The following is a 16,145-nucleotide window of genomic DNA, read 5'->3' as shown; positions in this document are numbered from 1 at the left end:
CCTGTGGCAGACACAATCTCCAATACCGGTCTGAACGAAGTCGGCAGCGTGCTGCGCGAGCTTGAGAAATACGGCCAGTCCCCCTGGCTGGATTTCATTCAGCGCAGCTTTACGGAGGATGGAAGCCTCCGCAAGCTGGTGGATGAAGACGGCCTGCGGGGCGTCACGTCCAACCCGGCCATCTTCGAGAAGGCCATCGGACACGGCACCGAATACGATCCGCAGATCCGCAAGCTGCTGGAAGGCGAAGGCCTGCCCCCCGGCGATCTGTACGAACATCTCGCCATCGACGACATCCGGTCCGCCTGCGCGGTTCTGTATCCGGTGTTCGAAAAGACCAAGGGGCTGGACGGCTACGTCAGCCTCGAAGTCTCGCCCTATCTGGCGTTCGACACACACGGGACGATCACGGAAGCGCGGCGTCTGTGGAAGGCTGTCGGGCGTGAAAACCTGATGATCAAGATCCCCGGGACGTCTGAAGGCACGGGCGCCATTCGTGACGCCATCGCGGACGGCATCAATGTCAATGTGACGCTGCTGTTCTCGCTTGATGCTTACAAGGCGGTGCTGGAAGCCTATATTGCCGGTCTTGAAGATCGCGCGGCCCGTGGCGAAGACATCTCGCGTCTTGCCAGTGTGGCATCGTTCTTCGTCAGTCGTATCGATGCCAAGATCGACGGGGAAATCGACCGTCGCATCGCGGCTGGCGATGCGGAGGCCGAGGCTCTGAAGGCCATTCGCGGCAAGGTTGCAATCGCCAACGCCAAGCTGGCCTATCAGTATTATCTCGAAGTCCGTAACAGCCCGCGCTGGAAGGCGTTGGCCGAAAAGGGCGCCAACCCGCAGCGTCTGCTCTGGGCCAGCACCGGCACCAAGGACAAGGCTTATTCCGACGTTCTGTATGTCGAAGAGCTGATCGGACCGGAGACGGTCAACACCATTCCGCCTGCAACGTTCGATGCGTTCCGCGATCACGGCAAAGCGCGTGCCAGCCTGACCGAGAATGTCGAACAGGCGCGGCATGTTCTGTCTGAGGCCAAACGTCTTGGTCTGGATCTGGATGGCGTGACCACGAAGCTCGTCAAGGAAGGCTGTGCGGCATTCAGCGTGTCGTTCGACACTCTGCTGACGGCTGTGGCAACCAAGCGCGAGGCCGTTATCGGCAAGCGTCTGTTGCGTGTCAGCGCCGACCTGCCGCCCGAACTGCGCGACGATGTCGCCGGTGCGGAAAAGGACTGGAGCCAGAGCGGCGGTCTGCGCCGGATCTGGCAGAAAGATCCGTCGGTCTGGACGAACGGCCCGGAAGCCGACTGGCTGAACTGGCTGACGATCGTGCAGGACCGTCTGTGGAACGTCGAAGAACTGGAGGTTCTGGCCCGCGATGTCCGCAGTCGCGGCTTCAAGGATATCCTGCTCCTGGGCATGGGTGGTTCGAGCCTCGGTCCTGAGGTTCTGGCCGAGACGTTCGGACAGCGCGAAGGCTGGCCGAAGCTGCATGTTCTCGACAGTACGGACCCGCAGCAGGTCACGGCGTTCGAGAAAGCCATCGACCCGAAGAACACGCTGTTCATCGTGGCCAGCAAGTCTGGCGGTACGCTGGAGCCGAACATCCTGTTCGCGCATTTCTGGCAGGTGGCCGGTCAGGCTCTGGGCAAGAAGCCGGGTGACAGCTTCATCGCCATCACCGATCCGGGTTCGCACATGCAGAAAGTGGCCGAGGAAAACGGCTTCTGGCGCGTGTTCTACGGCGATCCGAAAATCGGCGGCCGGTACTCCGTCCTGTCCAATTTCGGCCTCGTTCCGGCGGCGGCAAGCGGCATTGACGTTCGCAAGCTGCTGACGGTCACGCGCCTGATGGTGGAATCCTGTGACGGAAGCGCGCCTCCGGCTGCCAATCCGGGTGCGGTTCTGGGCTTGATCCTCGGTCATGCCGCGCACTGCTTTGGCCGCGACAAGGTGACGATCCTCGCCTCTGACGGCATTGCTTCGCTGGGCGCATGGCTGGAACAGCTCATCGCCGAAAGCACCGGCAAGAAGGGCCTCGGCCTGATCCCCATCGACGAGGAAGAACTCGGCGTGCCGGATGTCTATGGAACGGACCGCATTTTCGTGGACCTTCTGCTGGGCGACGACGTTCCCGACAGTCGCCTCGGCGCTCTGCGGGCCGCTGGTGCGCCGGTCGTCACCATCCGTCTGGCCGATGCGTCCCAGATCGGACAGGCATTCTTCCTGTTCGAATTCGCAACGGCTGTGGCTGGTGCGGTTCTCGGGATTGATCCGTTCGATCAGCCCGACGTTGAGTTCAGCAAGCTCGAAACGCGCAAGCTGACCTCAGCCTATGCCGAAACGGGCTCGCTGCCGCCGGAAACGCCGTTCGCGAAGGATGGTCCGCTGTCCTTCTACGCGGATGCGAAGAACACGGAAGCTGCTGGCAGCAAAAGCGATGCGGTCTCCATTCTCAAGACGCTTTTTGATCGTGTGAAGCCGGGCGACTATGTCGGTCTGCTCGCCTATATCCGCCGCGATCAGCAGACGCGGGACTGGGCACAGTCCGTTCGTATGGAACTGCGGGATACGTTGAAAGTGGCGACAGCCGCCGAATTCGGACCCCGCTTCCTGCATTCGACGGGTCAGGCCTACAAAGGCGGACCCGACAGCGGCGTGTTCCTTCAGGTCACGGCGACGGATGCGGCGGATGTGCCGGTTCCGGGTCATGGTTTCAGCTTCAGCGTTGTCAAGGCGGCGCAGGCACGAGGCGATTTCGAAGTGCTCGCGGCCCGTGGCCGTCGCGCCCTTCGCGTTCATATCGATGGACCGCTGGAAGACGGGCTGAAAGCTCTGGAAACGGCAATCCACGAAGCACTGGCAGGAGCATAAGTCATGCGGATCGGAATCATCGGACTGGGACGGATGGGCGGCAATATTGCCGTCCGTCTGACACGCCACGGACATGATGTCGTCGTGCACGACCGCACGCCGGAAGTGACGGCTTCGGTCGCCGGACGCTGTGAAGCGGGGCGTGCGACCCCCGCCGGTTCTGTCGCCGAGATGGCGAAGCTGCTCGAAGGTGATGAACACCGCGTGGTGTGGGTCATGCTTCCGGCAGGTGCCATCACCGAGGCCTGCGTGCAGGAACTCGGCGGCCTTCTGGGGCGTGGGGATGTCATCATCGACGGTGGCAACACTTACTATAAGGACGACGTCCGTCGCTCGGCCGAACTGGCCGAAAAGGGCATCTCCTATGTGGATGTCGGCACCTCAGGCGGTGTCTGGGGTCTGGAACGCGGCTACTGCATGATGTTCGGCGGCACGAAAGAAACCGCCGAATATATTGATCCGATCCTCAGCGCGCTCGCGCCGGGCATCGGGGACGTGCCGCGCACGCCGGGCCGTGGCGAAAAGGGTCATGACCCGCGGGCTGAACAGGGCTATCTGCACTGTGGGCCTGCCGGTTCGGGACACTTTGTAAAGATGGTCCATAACGGTATCGAATACGGCATGATGCAGGCCTTCGCTGAGGGCTTCGATATCATGAAAAGCAAGAACTCCCCCGTTCTTGCGGAAAAAGACCGGTTCGAGCTCAACATGGGCGATATTGCCGAAGTATGGCGTCGCGGCAGTGTCGTGTCGTCCTGGCTGCTCGATCTGACGGCTGAGGCCCTGACCCGTTCGGAAACTCTCAACGAGTTCTCTGGCGAAGTCGCGGACTCTGGTGAAGGTCGCTGGACGATCGAGGCCGCCATTGAGGAAGACGTCCCGGCTCCGGTCATGACGGCCGCGCTGTTCACGCGCTTCCGTTCGCGGTCCGGCAACAACTTTGCCGAGAAAGTGCTCTCGGCACAGCGTTTCGGTTTCGGCGGACACGTCGAGAAGAAATAAGACTACCGCCCCTCATGGGCAATGACTGGCTGGCAGGGTATGGTTTTTGCCATTGCTGACCAGCCAGCCCCCGCAAAGACTCTGACGGGGGTTTTTACAGGGGCTTTTATGTCCGTTGACCTCGACGCCATCCACGCGGATCTGCCACCGTTGCCAAAAACCATCCGGATGGTTGTGTCCGACATGGATGGCACGCTCCTGACGCCAGACAAGACCATTGCGCCGTCCACGCTGACGATGGCGAAAATACTTCAGGAGCGGGGGATTCCGCTGTGCCTCGCCAGTGCGCGGCCACCCGCCGCCATGGTGCCCTATATCGAGCAGCTTGGTCTGACCGGGCAGAATGCCGGTTTCAATGGCGGTATCATTTTCAAGCCCGACGGGACTACGAGCGTCAGCCGCGTTCTCGCTCCGAATGTGTTGTCGATCGTGTATGACATGCTACATCTGCATGGGATCGAAACATGGTTCCTGCGGCAGTCCTACTGGATGGTGCAGGACGCGCATACGCCGTTCGTCCAGCATGAGCATGGCATCACCGGCCTGACGCCGCATCAGGTTCCCGATCTGCGCAAGGAATTCGAGGGCATCGGCAAGGTGATGGGCGTGAGCAGCAATACCAGCCTGTTACAGGACGTCGAGACCGAACTCGGCGTGATGCTTCAGGGAGAAGCGAGTGTGCGCCGCTCTTCCGATATTCTTCTCGACGTGACGCCGGCCCTTGCCAACAAGGGCGAGGCGATCCGCGAACTGGCGCTTGCCCACGGCATTGCGCCGCATGAGGTGGCCTGCCTTGGCGATGCCCATAACGACCTGCCGATGTTTTCGGTCGCAGGACTGGGGATTGCCATGGGGCAGGCCGAAGAGGACGTGAAAGCCGCCGCTCAGGTTTTCACGGACACCAACGAGCGCGATGGCTGGGCCAAGGCTGTCGAGCGCTACATTCTGCCGAGGGTTCCCCATTCATGACGACCGATATTCGCACAGCCACTTTGGAAACCCTCCCTGATTCGGAAGCCGTCGCCCTGCGGATGGCCGATCTCTTCATCGAAGGCGTTCTTGCCAAGGCGGACGGCCTGTTCCGGGTGGCACTTTCCGGAGGCTCCACGCCCAAGCGCCTGTTCGAGATCCTCGCAACGCCATCACGGGCAAAGCTGATCCCGTGGGAGCGGGTCGAGATTTTCTACGGTGACGAGCGCCATGTGCCGGAAGGCCATGCGGATAGCAACCACACGGTTGGTCAGTCCGTTCTGCTGTCGCACGTCCCGGTGCCCACGCAGAACGTTCATGCCATTCCGACCGGCGGCACGGTCGAGGCGGATGCACAGGCTTACGAAAAAACCCTCCAGACCTCTTATGGCGCCACGGAACTTGATCCGAAGCGTCCGCTGTTCGATCTGGTCATGCTGGGCCTCGGCACGGATGGTCATACGGCCTCGCTGTTTCCGGGACAGCCTGTCCTGAAGGAGCGCAAGGCCTGGGTCGGGACGGCCGCACCGTCCACCGCGCCTTATGAACGCATCACGCTGACCTATCCCGCCATTCAGTCCAGCGCACTGGTCGTGTTTCTCGTGACAGGAGCGTCCAAGGTCGAAATGCTGGAGCGTCTGGTCGAAGGCGACAGTTCCATTCCATCCGCCCGCGTGACGAGCGAAGGCCGGATCGTCATTCTTGCAGATCGCGCTGCGGTCGGAGAAGACGCATGAGCGGCACGGACATGAACTTTCACAAGCGCACCGCGGCGCGTGAAGCCGCTGATATGGTCAAGAGCGGCATGGTCGTGGGGCTCGGAACGGGCAGCACGGCCGCCTATATGATCGAACGTCTGGGCGAGCGTGTTGCGGAAGGGCTGGAAATTTTCGGCATTCCGACCTCCGATGACAGTGAGGACAAGGCGATCAAGGCTGGAATTCCCCTGACGGATTTCAGCGCGCATCGTCGAATTGACATTGCGATTGATGGTGCGGACGAGGTCCAGCGCGGTTCGCTGAACCTCATCAAAGGTCTGGGCGGCGCGCTCCTTCGCGAGAAAATCGTGGCACAGGCCGCGAAGCGTTTCGTGGTGATCGTGGACGGCACCAAGCCTGTCGATCTGCTGGGCGAACGCGCACCTGTGCCTGTTGAAGTCATTTCCTTCGGCTGGGAATGCACGGCGGAGCGCCTTGCGGCCTGTGGCGCGCGTGGTGTGAAGCCGAGGGCCGATCGCGCCGGATCGCTGTTCGTGACGGATACCGGCAACATGATTCTGGACTGCCATTTCGGACCGATCGAAAACCCCGAAGATCTGGCAGGGAAAATCGACCGGATCGTCGGTGTGGTGGAGCATGGCATGTTCCTCAACATGGCATCGGATGTTCTGGTCGCCACGACAGAAGGCGTGGAGCGGTGGGAGCCATGACGGTTGCCGCAGCACGGGTGAAGATGGGTCTGGAGCCGCGTTTTCTCGTGATCATGGGCGTCTCTGGGACAGGCAAGACGACGATTGCAACGGGCCTCGCGACGCGGCTGGGCTGGCATTTTCAGGAGGGCGATGCCCTGCATCCGCCTGCGAATGTCGAGAAAATGAGCACTGGGCAGCCGCTGACCGATGCAGATCGCGCGCCCTGGCTTGCACTGTGTCATGACTGGCTGCGGGCACAGGTCGAAGCTGGCCATGGTGCGGTGCTGACATGTTCCGCGCTCAAACGCGCCTATCGTGAGCAGCTTCGCGCCAACGGATTGCCGATTGAGTTCGTTCATATCGACACGTCCGCCACTGAACTCGCGGCGCGGCTGGAGCGGCGGGAAGGGCATTTCATGCCTGCCAGCCTGCTGCCAAGCCAGCTCGCGACGCTTGAAGTGCCGGGGGACGACGAGCCTGTAATCCGCGTTTCAGGCGAAAAGCACCCGGACGTGGTGCTGGAGGAACTGATCCGTCATTTCCAGACGGAGGGCTGATCCGTGGCAAACACGACCCGACTTCTGGTGGATGCCGATGCCTGTCCGGTGAAGGACGAGATCTATCGCGTCGGGGCGCGCTATGGCCTGAAAACGGTCATCGTTGCCAATAGCTGGATGAATGTCCCACAGTCTCCGCTCATCGAACGCGTCGTGGTTCCTGAGGGGCCGGACGTGGCGGATGACTGGATTGCGGAGCAGGTGACGGCTTCCGACATCGTCATTACCAGCGATATTCCGCTGGCCGTGCGCTGCCTTGCCAAGAAAGGTTCGGTTCTGCGTCCGAACGGCGAGGAAATCGATGAGCGCTCCGTCGGCATGGTGTCGGCGATGCGGGATCTGATGCAGGGTCTGCGCGAGACAGGGGCGGTGACGACCTATAATCCGTCTTTCGGCAAAAACGACCGGAGCCGGTTTTTATCCGCGCTCGATACACTCATCGTGCGACTCCGCAGGAAAGCGGCTCTGGCGCAATCGCTCCCCAGTTCTTCAGAAACAATCCACAGGGCCTTCCCCGGAGATGTTCCCTGATTCTGGGGATATCTTTTGCCCCAACAGACGCTCCGTGTTGAAAAGATTTGGCCCTGTATGGGGTACAGTATCGCCACAGCGCTGGACAGTCTGCGTGAGAAAGGGTGCGTATTTTCACATCTTGATTCCCTGAGTGGACGTTACTCTACTTCATCTGGCATGATGCGGGACTGAACGATCGTTCCCGGAAATTGGCGCTTTATCGTTCTTGATTGCAAAAGAATGTCACTCTCGTGCCCTCATTGAGTGAACTGCTGGCGTCCTGATGCGTCTGTTTGAAGACAGGGCGCAAGTCGTCACACAGGAATGCAGGAAACTCCATGACTGAGAAAAGCACTCTTTTCATCAATGGCAGCTGGGTCTCACCGAAAGGCGGTGAATGGATTACGGTTGAAAATCCGGCCACGAAAGCAGTCATTGGTGAAGCCGCCAAAGGCGGTCAGGCAGATGTGGATGCTGCTGTCTCGGCTGCGAAATCAGCCTTTGTCGGCTGGAGCCAGCGTACGGCGACCGAACGGGCTGATTACATTCATGTGTTGAAGGATCTGGTGAAGCGGGATCGCGAAAAGCTGGCCGCTCTCATTACAGCAGAAATGGGCAAACCGCTGAAGGAGGCCCGCATTGAGGTCGATTTTGCGATTGGCCTGCTGCGGTTCGCGGCGGAGAATGTGCTGCGCCTTCAGGGCGAAATCATTCCGGGAAGTTCGCCGAACGAGAAAATCCTGATCGACCGCGTGCCGCTGGGCGTGATCGGGGCCATTACGGCCTGGAATTTTCCGCTGGCACTCTGTGCAAGGAAGATCGGCCCCGCTGTGGCGGCGGGAAACACTATCGTGCTCAAACCGCATGAACTGACGCCGCTGACCTGCCTGCATCTGGCTAAGCTGGTCAGGGAAGCCAAGATTCCTCATGGCGTCATCAATATCGTGACGGGAGATGGCAAGGATGTCGGTGTACCGCTGGTGGCGCATAAAGACGTCCGGCTCATTACGATGACGGGCTCGACCCCGGCAGGCAAGAAGATCATGGCGGCCGCCTCTGAAACACTGAAGGAAGTCCGCCTCGAACTTGGCGGCAAAGCACCGTTCATGGTGATGGAAGACGCCGATCTGGATAAGGCTGCGGATGCTGCCGTGGCCGCACGGTTCGGCAATGGCGGTCAGGTTTGCACGTCCAACGAGCGTACCTATATCCATGAAGCCATCTACGATCGGTTTGTTCAGAAAATTCGCGAGAAAATCGAGGCGCTGAAGGTCGGACTGCCAACGGACCCGGACACGGATATGGGCCCGAAAGTCAGCGAGGACGAACTCAACAAGGTCCATGCCATGGTCGAAAATGCCATCAGGCAGGGTGCGCGTCTGGCCATGGGCGGCAAACGCCTGAGAGGGGGCGTCTATGATCAGGGATATTTCTATGCCCCGACGCTGCTGACCGATGTCACACAGGACATGGACGTCGTTCATAACGAGGTGTTCGGACCGGTCATGTCGCTGATCCGGGTGAAGGACTTCGATCAGGCCATCGCCTGGGCCAATGACTGCCGTTATGGTCTGTCAGCCTATCTCTTCACCAACGATCTGAGCCGGGTCCTTCGCATGACCCGCGAGCTTGAATTTGGCGAGGTCTATGTGAACCGTCCGGGCGGTGAGGCACCGCAGGGCTTCCATCATGGCTACAAGGAGAGTGGTCTGGGAGGCGAAGACGGGCAGCACGGTATGGAAGCCTATGTCCAGACCAAGACCATTTACCTCAACGCATGAACGCATTGGCGGGGTACCACACGACGGTAGCCCGCTTTTTTCCTGAAGGAGGGGATCGGCATCATGGTAAAAGTCGCTGTACTGGCCACGGATGGCCTTGAGGAAATCGAACTGACCGCATCCCGCGCCGCTCTGGAAAATGCCGGGGCGACTGTCATGATCATTTCTCTCAAGGGCGGGGAATTTCAGGCCGTTAATAACGGTATTTATCCCTCGCATGGCATCCGGGCCGATCTGGCGATCGCTGATGCCAAGGCAGGAGATTACGATGCCCTGTTTCTTCCGGGTGGTCCGGTTTCGTCAGATGCGCTGCGTCTGAACAGAGACGTGGTGGCGTTTGCCAAGGCGTTCGTAAAAGCGAACAAGCCGATTGCAGCCATCTGCCATGGTGTGCAGACGCTGATTGAGGTGAATGAGCTTAAAGGACGAACCGTCACATCCTGGCCAGCCATTCGCCGCGATCTGGAGAATTCAGGGGCGATCTGGGTGGACAATGCGGTTGTCGTTGACGGGCCTTATGTCTTTTCCCGCTGTCCCGCCGATATTCCGGCTTTTAACAAGGCCATGCTCCGGCACTTCAGGCTCAGCTGACATCTCATGAAAACCCCAAAAAAGGAGGCTCCCGGAAAGAGAGCCTCCTTTTTTGTGGTGGTGATCTGACTGGTGTCAGATCGTGCCATCGACGGCTTTGCGCCCCAAAGCGGGATCGTCGGTGAAGAAGCCGTCGATGCCCATGTCCAGATAGCGGCGCAGTTCCGCGATCATGCCCTCGGGGTTGCGGGCGGCGTCGCCTGCAGTGTTGCGAAGCTGCGCGGGGAGGAAATGGTTTTCCGGCCGTGCCGTGTAGGAATGGACCAGAAGTCCGGCCTGATGGGCATCCGTAACGAGGCTGGATGGCTCCATCCAGGCGCCCTTGCTATCACGCGGGATCAGGTCCGTGTTGGACGGCCCGATCACGTCGGCATAGCGCCGGACCTCCTTAAGGCCCTCAGGCGTCATGAGATCGCCGAAAGTCGTGGTCTTGCCTGCTGCCAGCAGGTCTGGCGGTACGTCCTTGCGTTCACCCATCAGCAGCATCAGCCGTGCCTGCGGGTTGATGGACAGAACATCAGCGCGGATGCGCCCGAGGTTGCTGGTTTCGAAGGACTGGAGTTCCAGCGGGGCCTGCCGGGTATAGTCGTGGGCAGCGATGGTCTGGAGAAACGCGGCTTCGGGATTGAGCCCGAGGCTGTTGAAATAGGTGGAATGCTTGATTTCCGGCACCAGACCGAAAACTTTTCCCGTTGCCGCCGATTGTGCTGCGACCTGTTCGATGACTTCTTCAAAAGTTGGGATTTCGAAGTGATCGTCATAGCGCGTATTGTGGACGCGGATTGTGGAGAGGCGTTCACGGGCGCGGAGGGTCTTGAGTTCGGCGAGCGTAAAGTCCGTAGTGAACCAGCCGGTCTCGACCCGTCCGTCGATCTTGAGGGATCGGTGACGGGAGGCGAATTCCGGGCGTTCCGAAACATCCGTCGTCCCGACAATATTGCTTTCATGTCGGACGACCAGATGGCCGTCGCGCGTCATGACAAGATCCGGCTCGATGAAATCCGCGCCATCCATCATGGCGCGGGCATAGGAGGCCAGTGTGTGTTCGGGGCGCAGGGCCGAAGCCCCGCGATGGGCGAACACGAGCGGCTTCGGCGCCAGTGAGGGCGCGGCTTTCGCCCGCAGGTGCAGGGCGGGAAGCCCTGCCGCGAGCAGGCCGAGGCTCTGGCGACGTGTCAGCATAAGGCAGTGTTCCTTACAGGGCGGCGCTCAGGCTCAGGAAGAACATGCGCGGCGCGATGGGATAGGCCGAGAACTGACCCGCGGTCTGGGTCGCGTTGATCGTGGACCATCCCTTTGTGTTTGTCAGGTTGGTAATGTTGCCCTGAACCTTCAGCGATGCCAGATGCGGGATGTTGTGGAACGTATAACCCGCATTCAGGTTGAACTGCGCGTAGGGTGCGGCCCACATATCGTTGGTATAGGTCGCATAACGCTTGCCGATCACGTCGCCAGTGAATTGGCCGTAGGCATTGCCCCAGTTGGTGGTGAAGACGAACTTTTCCGACCAGTCCGGCATGCCCACAACGTTCTTCCCAGCCGTGTGGATGATGCTCGAACCCGTGCTGTAGTTATCGTTATAGGTGGACTTGTTGTAGGACAGCGCGTTGTACAGCGAGAAATGCGGACCGAAATGGGTGGTGAAGGAGAAATCCATACCATCCGTTGTGACCGAACCCACGTTGGCAAGCGTGGTTGCCGAACCAATGATGGACGACAGGGTCTGCGTCGTTGCCACGGCCAGAAGGCGGTTCGAGAAGTGAACGTGATAGTATTCGACCTGACCTTCGATCGCTGTCAGCGGACCAAGGTGGATCTGGCGGTGCTCACGCAGACCGGTTTCGTAGGTCCATGAGGTTTCCGGCTTGCCGTTCTTCTTGAATTCTTCGAAAGCGGCCTGGCTGGTCGCGCCCCACGGGGTGGCATTGCCATAGCCCGCATCCTGGAAGGAGCGCATGTTCTCCTGGATGTTGGCGAACCACTGTTCATGCTTCGTGATGTCCCAGACCGCGCCGAAAGCGGGGAGGAACGGCTTGGCGGCGTCGATTTCGCCACCCGGTGCCGTCACGGCATAGGACGGGGAAAGCGAACCCGGCTTCGCGGCTACGGGGAGGGTGCCGTTGGTATAGACCAGCTCGGACTTGAAGCCCGCCATCAGCGAGAAATTCTTTGAGATCTGCCAGTTGTCCTGCAGATGCGTCACGAACGTGTTGGTATAGAAATTGTTGGTGTACTGGTCGATCAGGGCGTTCTGCTGGCGCTCGTAAGGCGTGGTCGGGTTGTTGGCGTTCAGCGGATACCAGCGACGGGCCTGCGTGTTGTTGTTGCGCTCATACCAGCCGCCGAGTTCGATCGAATGCTTGCCGAGATGGTAGCGCAGCGTGGACATCAGGCCACCGCGGTTGTCCCAGTATTCGGTCGTACGGGTTGCGTAGCCCGAGCCACCGAACACGGTGTTCAGATCCTGCCCCGGATAATAGGCGGCGAACAGCGTCGGCAGACCGGCGGCCGAGATCGGACCGGCAACGACACCTTCACCCAGATCATGGTGATAATAGATGCTGTTGTCCCAGTGCAGGTTTTCGCTGAAGTCATGCGTCCACTTGGAGTAGGCAAGGAAGTCTTCGCGCTGGGCCGCAGAGTAGTAATTGCGATAGTTCAGACCGACCGCATTGGCGTTGGCCTTGGCGTAATTGAAATTGGGATAAGTGAACGGACGGACATAGAGACCGTAACCCTGCGGAAGCGTGATGCTGTCTTCATTGGGTTCGACCTTCTGGGACCAGTCGAAGAATGTCGAGAAATGATCATGTTCGCTGTTGTGAACAAACTTCGCGTTGACCTGATAGCCGCCCTGATGACCGGCAAAATCCCAGGCGCGCGCATCCTGACGGACGAAAGAGACATAAGCCGAGTTGCCGTTGCCGAACTCACCCGTATCGAGGCGGGCGAAGGTACGGAACGTCGACCAGCTGCCGAAAACCTGCTCGATCTGCGCGCCGCGCTTGTGAAGCGGGTCCTGCGTCGTGAACTGGAGCGTACCGCCGAGATTGGACGTCGACGCCGTACCAAGCGCACCCGCACCGGACGACACCGAGGCCGATCCGACGTTCTCGCTGATGACCGCGCGCTGCGGGGAGAGGCCGTTATAGTTGCCGTAAGCCTGATCGCCGAGGGGGATGCCGTCGAGCGTGTAGCCAAGCTGGTTCTGGTTGAAGCCGTGAACGTAGAGCGAAGAGTTCTGCTCGTTGTTGCCCCAGGGGTCGGCATTGTTGAACACGACGCCCGGCAGCATTTCTAGCGCCTTGACCGGGTTGATGCCCGGAAGAATGCGCTGGATCTGCACATGACTCAGCCCCTGTTCGGAACGGGTGCGGCGTGCCGTGATGACGAGCTGTTCCGTACCACCAGCGACGGCATCCACTTTGGCCTTGTGCTTGGCGCTGCTTTTCGCAGCATGTTTGGCTGGCGTGGCTTTTCTGGTTTCGGTCGCGGCGGCACTGGCAGAGTGCGGAAGAGCGGCAGCCAGCGCAAATGGCGAGCAGAAAACGGTCAGGAGCAGGCGGGAACGCAGCAGGTTGCGCGGCATCGAAGATCTTTCCGGAGCAAGAAGGGTTCGGACGCGGCGGACCCTAATCTTTCCGTAAAGAACTGCGTGTGAAGCTCCTGTGAACGTCCGATGACAGAATTATGACAGTCAGGCTGTCTGCCAGCCCAGCCCGACGATCGCCACCCGCCGCCCCAGCGGCGTATCCTGAAGAACGATGACTTCCCGCTCTTCCAGATAGTTGAGCTGACGGCGCGCGCGGCCCAAAGAATGTGTCCCATAGGCGCGGGCCAGTGCATCATCGTCCGGGCAGGTTTCCGCATCCAGCGCCGTGCGGGCCAGCAGCAGGAAAACGCCCTGCACGTCTTCCGGAAGGGTCGCGGCGACTGTCTGGGCCTGCTTCCACTCCTCGCTGTCGGAGCGCTCCCGGTCCATCCCGGCGCGGATCGTGGCCAGCATGCGGTTAAAAGACCCCAGTTCCAGCACATTGCGCGACAGGCCCTGAATGCGCGCCCGAAGCTGGAAGTCCTGATACAACGTCGCCAGCGGTTTGTAGTCCGAACCTTCTCCGGCCACGACTTCAGCGACCAGCGACCACAACTGATCGGGATCAGCCTCGACGCTCACGGCTGCGGGGGCGGGCTCCTCGGCCTCGCGCTCGGCACCATAGGCATCGAGTTGAGCGAGCAGATCCGGCGGAGGAGGGCGGGTTTCCCGACGCGCGCGGGGCGTGAACTCATGAACGGGTTCGAGAATGATGTCCCGCAGGTCTTCGGCGGAAACAGGCTCAAGCGGCACGAGAACCGGACCAGTGGCATGGCTTGCGGTCGTCACGGGGCCGATGGCCACGAGTTTCGGACGTCGGCTCAGGGCCGGCCCGAGCGCCATGAACTGACCGCGCGCCAGATCGCGGAAGGATTCCGCCGCACGACGCTCCATACCCAGAAGATCGGCTGCGCGCGCCATGTCGATATCGAGGAAGGTCCGGCCCATCAGGAAGTTGGACGCTTCTGCCGCGACGTTCTTCGCCAGCTTCGCCAGACGCTGGGTGGCGATCACGCCTGCCAGACCGCGCTTTCGGCCACGGCACATGAGGTTCGTCATGGCGCCAAGCGATAGACGGCGCGCTTCGTCCGATGTGTCGCCGCTGGCCACGGGTGCGAAAAGCTGGGCTTCGTCCACCACGACGAGGGCCGGATACCAGTGCGCGCGCGGGGCTTCGAACATGCCGTTAAGGAACGCGCCGGCCGCCCGAAGCTGCATTTCGGCTTCGACCTGTTCGAGGTTCAGCACCACGGAGGCCCGATGCGCCCGCACGCGCTCCCCAGCGGCGCGGAGGCTGGCTTCGGACTGGTCTTCGACGTCGATCACCAGATGACCGTAATGGTCGGCGAGAGTGACGAAATCGCCTTCCGGATCAATCATCACCTGTTGGACGAGGGTTGCCGTCTGCTCCAGCAGGCGCCGCAGGAGATGCGATTTCCCCGAGCCGGAATTGCCCTGGACCAGCAGGCGCGTGGCCAGGAGTTCCGGCAGATCAATGCAGGTGTCGGAGCCGTCGCGGCCCTGTCCGAGAACGATGGATGTCATGGCGTCAGGCGATAGCCGAACTGGACGATTCTAGCCACCCAAGGACGCCATTTGCCGCTGCATAAGCAGTGGAAAAACACCCCTGAAGCAGATAGCCGCCCGTTGGCGCTTCCCAGTCCAGCATTTCCCCGGCCACAAACACGCCGGGGCGGGACGTCAGCATGAACCGTGCATCCACGGCGTCCTGCCGCACGCCGCCTGCGGTCGAAATGGCGCGATCCAGCGCGTCCATGCCGATCAGCGGCAGGGGGAGAGCCTTGAGGGTCTGGGCAAGCTGAAGCGGGGTGGCGTTTTTCGGTGTCGCGAGCCTGAGAAGCTCCCGGGAGGGCGCATCAAGGGCCAGCGCCTTGCGTAGACGATTGGTCTGGCTTTCGCGTTCGCGCTGGGCCAGCAGGCGTTTCAGAACGTCTTCGGCCGAAAGTGTCGGACGAAGATCGAGCGTGAGAACTGCTCGCCCGTCGCGCTGGATCGTGTCCCGCAACGCAGCCGAGAGGGCATAAAGCGCCGATCCTTCAAGACCGCGGGCCGTGATGGTCAGGTCGCCCCGGCTGTGTTGTTCGTTAAAAGACAGCCCGACCGAATGCAGGATGCTGCCGTCGTACCGTGCTGCGAAATCCGCTGGCCATTCGGGTGCGAAGCCGCAGTTTGCGGGTGCGAAAGGCGCGGTGTCCTCCGGCAGAAGGTCTGCCCAGAGACCGTCCGATCCCAGACGGGACCAGCTTGCGCCCCCCAGTGTCAGGAGGGTCGCGTCCGCCTGAACGGAAATCCGGCCGTCAGGAGTATCGAAAACAGGGTCCGACCCCGCCCAGCCGACGAAACGATGTCGGGTCCGGATCGCTACGCCCTGCTGCGCCAGACGCTCAAGCCATGCCCGCAGGAGTGGAGAAGCTTTCATGGCTTTGGGAAACACCCGCCCTGAAGAGCCGGAAAAACAGGGCTGCCCGAGGCCTTCCGCCCATTGCCGCAGCGCTTCTGGAGGAAAGGCGCGAATAGTGGGTTCGAGCCAGTCGTGCGCGTTACCATAACGCTTCAGAAATCTGTCCAGTGGCTCCGAATGCGTCAGGTTCAGCCCGCTGCGCCCGGCCATGAGCAGCTTGCGCCCCACGCTCGGCATCCGGTCGAAGACCTGCACCCTGCATCCTCGCGCAGACAGAATTTCGGCTGCGAACAGCCCTGCGGGACCGGCTCCGATAATGGCGATGGAGGGGCCGAGGAACGGGGAAGGGGACGCAGCAGTCATAGGCGCCTGATTGCCATGTGCGGCAGGGTTTGTCAGGTTCCGCACGACTGGTTCTGGCCGGAAAGGA

At 60.9% G+C, this 16,145-nt stretch carries 13 protein-coding genes; 9 read left to right on the top strand and 4 right to left on the bottom strand.

Annotated features, from left to right (window positions below; translation table 11 throughout):
* The first annotated feature begins 3 nt into the window (after positions 1-3).
* From JK213_RS02105 to JK213_RS02065, 9 genes are all read left to right on the top strand, one after another.
* Positions 4-2,877, top strand: coding sequence for a bifunctional transaldolase/phosoglucose isomerase (locus JK213_RS02105; RefSeq protein ID WP_194261917.1), 2,874 nt, complete (start codon positions 4-6; stop codon positions 2,875-2,877).
* A gap of 3 nt (positions 2,878-2,880) precedes the next feature.
* Positions 2,881-3,879, top strand: a complete 999-nt coding sequence (gene gnd / locus JK213_RS02100) for a phosphogluconate dehydrogenase (NAD(+)-dependent, decarboxylating) (protein ID WP_194261918.1) — start codon at positions 2,881-2,883, stop codon at positions 3,877-3,879.
* Positions 3,880-3,987: 108 nt separating this feature from the next.
* Positions 3,988-4,848 (top strand): Cof-type HAD-IIB family hydrolase, encoded by an 861-nt coding sequence (locus tag JK213_RS02095; RefSeq protein WP_194261919.1) that lies wholly within the window; start codon positions 3,988-3,990, stop codon positions 4,846-4,848.
* A complete protein-coding gene (pgl, locus tag JK213_RS02090; protein ID WP_194261920.1) occupies positions 4,845-5,585 on the top strand; it encodes a 6-phosphogluconolactonase in 741 nt (246 codons plus the stop codon). Before JK213_RS02095 ends, pgl begins: the two co-directional genes overlap by 4 nt.
* Positions 5,582-6,277 (top strand): ribose-5-phosphate isomerase RpiA, encoded by a 696-nt coding sequence (gene rpiA / locus JK213_RS02085; RefSeq protein WP_194261921.1) that lies wholly within the window; start codon positions 5,582-5,584, stop codon positions 6,275-6,277. The genes pgl and rpiA overlap by 4 nt, the downstream gene beginning before the upstream one ends.
* Positions 6,274-6,816, top strand: a complete 543-nt coding sequence (locus JK213_RS02080) for a gluconokinase (protein WP_194261922.1) — start codon at positions 6,274-6,276, stop codon at positions 6,814-6,816. Before rpiA ends, JK213_RS02080 begins: the two co-directional genes overlap by 4 nt.
* Positions 6,817-6,819: 3 nt before the next feature.
* The gene (locus JK213_RS02075; RefSeq protein WP_194261923.1) at positions 6,820-7,347 is read left to right on the top strand and encodes a YaiI/YqxD family protein; all 528 of its coding nucleotides are present in this window, start codon (positions 6,820-6,822) and stop codon (positions 7,345-7,347) included.
* 320 nt (positions 7,348-7,667) lie between these two features.
* Complete coding sequence (gene aldA, locus JK213_RS02070; protein WP_194261924.1) at positions 7,668-9,110, top strand: aldehyde dehydrogenase; 1,443 nt, start codon at positions 7,668-7,670, stop codon at positions 9,108-9,110.
* A 63-nt stretch (positions 9,111-9,173) separates the two neighbouring features.
* Complete coding sequence (locus JK213_RS02065; RefSeq protein WP_194261925.1) at positions 9,174-9,701, top strand: type 1 glutamine amidotransferase domain-containing protein; 528 nt, start codon at positions 9,174-9,176, stop codon at positions 9,699-9,701.
* 75 nt (positions 9,702-9,776) lie between these two features.
* Here the strand turns inward: JK213_RS02065 and JK213_RS02060 are convergent, their stop codons facing one another.
* From JK213_RS02060 to JK213_RS02045, 4 genes are all read right to left on the bottom strand, one after another.
* Complete coding sequence (locus JK213_RS02060) at positions 9,777-10,883, bottom strand: glycerophosphodiester phosphodiesterase family protein (protein ID WP_194261926.1); 1,107 nt, start codon at positions 10,881-10,883, stop codon at positions 9,777-9,779.
* Positions 10,884-10,896: 13 nt separating this feature from the next.
* Positions 10,897-13,290, bottom strand: coding sequence for a TonB-dependent receptor (locus JK213_RS02055; protein WP_194261927.1), 2,394 nt, complete (start codon positions 13,288-13,290; stop codon positions 10,897-10,899).
* Between the two features lie 108 nt (positions 13,291-13,398).
* The gene (locus tag JK213_RS02050) at positions 13,399-14,838 is read right to left on the bottom strand and encodes an ATP-binding protein (RefSeq protein ID WP_194261928.1); all 1,440 of its coding nucleotides are present in this window, start codon (positions 14,836-14,838) and stop codon (positions 13,399-13,401) included.
* A gap of 4 nt (positions 14,839-14,842) precedes the next feature.
* The gene (locus tag JK213_RS02045) at positions 14,843-16,078 is read right to left on the bottom strand and encodes a TIGR03862 family flavoprotein (RefSeq protein ID WP_194261929.1); all 1,236 of its coding nucleotides are present in this window, start codon (positions 16,076-16,078) and stop codon (positions 14,843-14,845) included.
* Between the last annotated feature and the right edge of the window lie 67 nt (positions 16,079-16,145).

Origin of the sequence: Gluconobacter sp. Dm-44 (genome assembly GCF_018256175.1) — a bacterium.
Lineage (GTDB): Bacteria > Pseudomonadota > Alphaproteobacteria > Acetobacterales > Acetobacteraceae > Gluconobacter > Gluconobacter cadivus.
The sequence above is the reverse complement of the archived record's forward strand: the minus strand, read 5'-3'. Positions and strand labels throughout refer to the sequence as shown.

Excerpts from the sequence above, each read along its gene's own strand:
- gnd (WP_194261918.1), top strand. The coding sequence starts at position 2,881 with ATGCGGATCGGAATCATCGGACTGGGACGGATGGGCGGCAATATTGCC.
- JK213_RS02095 (WP_194261919.1), top strand. The coding sequence starts at position 3,988 with ATGTCCGTTGACCTCGACGCCATCCACGCGGATCTGCCACCGTTGCCA.
- pgl (WP_194261920.1), top strand. The coding sequence starts at position 4,845 with ATGACGACCGATATTCGCACAGCCACTTTGGAAACCCTCCCTGATTCG.
- rpiA (WP_194261921.1), top strand. The coding sequence starts at position 5,582 with ATGAGCGGCACGGACATGAACTTTCACAAGCGCACCGCGGCGCGTGAA.
- JK213_RS02080 (WP_194261922.1), top strand. The coding sequence starts at position 6,274 with ATGACGGTTGCCGCAGCACGGGTGAAGATGGGTCTGGAGCCGCGTTTT.
- aldA (WP_194261924.1), top strand. The coding sequence starts at position 7,668 with ATGACTGAGAAAAGCACTCTTTTCATCAATGGCAGCTGGGTCTCACCG.
- JK213_RS02065 (WP_194261925.1), top strand. The coding sequence starts at position 9,174 with ATGGTAAAAGTCGCTGTACTGGCCACGGATGGCCTTGAGGAAATCGAA.
- JK213_RS02060 (WP_194261926.1), bottom strand. The coding sequence starts at position 10,883 with ATGCTGACACGTCGCCAGAGCCTCGGCCTGCTCGCGGCAGGGCTTCCC.
- JK213_RS02055 (WP_194261927.1), bottom strand. The coding sequence starts at position 13,290 with ATGCCGCGCAACCTGCTGCGTTCCCGCCTGCTCCTGACCGTTTTCTGC.
- JK213_RS02050 (WP_194261928.1), bottom strand. The coding sequence starts at position 14,838 with ATGACATCCATCGTTCTCGGACAGGGCCGCGACGGCTCCGACACCTGC.
- JK213_RS02045 (WP_194261929.1), bottom strand. The coding sequence starts at position 16,078 with ATGACTGCTGCGTCCCCTTCCCCGTTCCTCGGCCCCTCCATCGCCATT.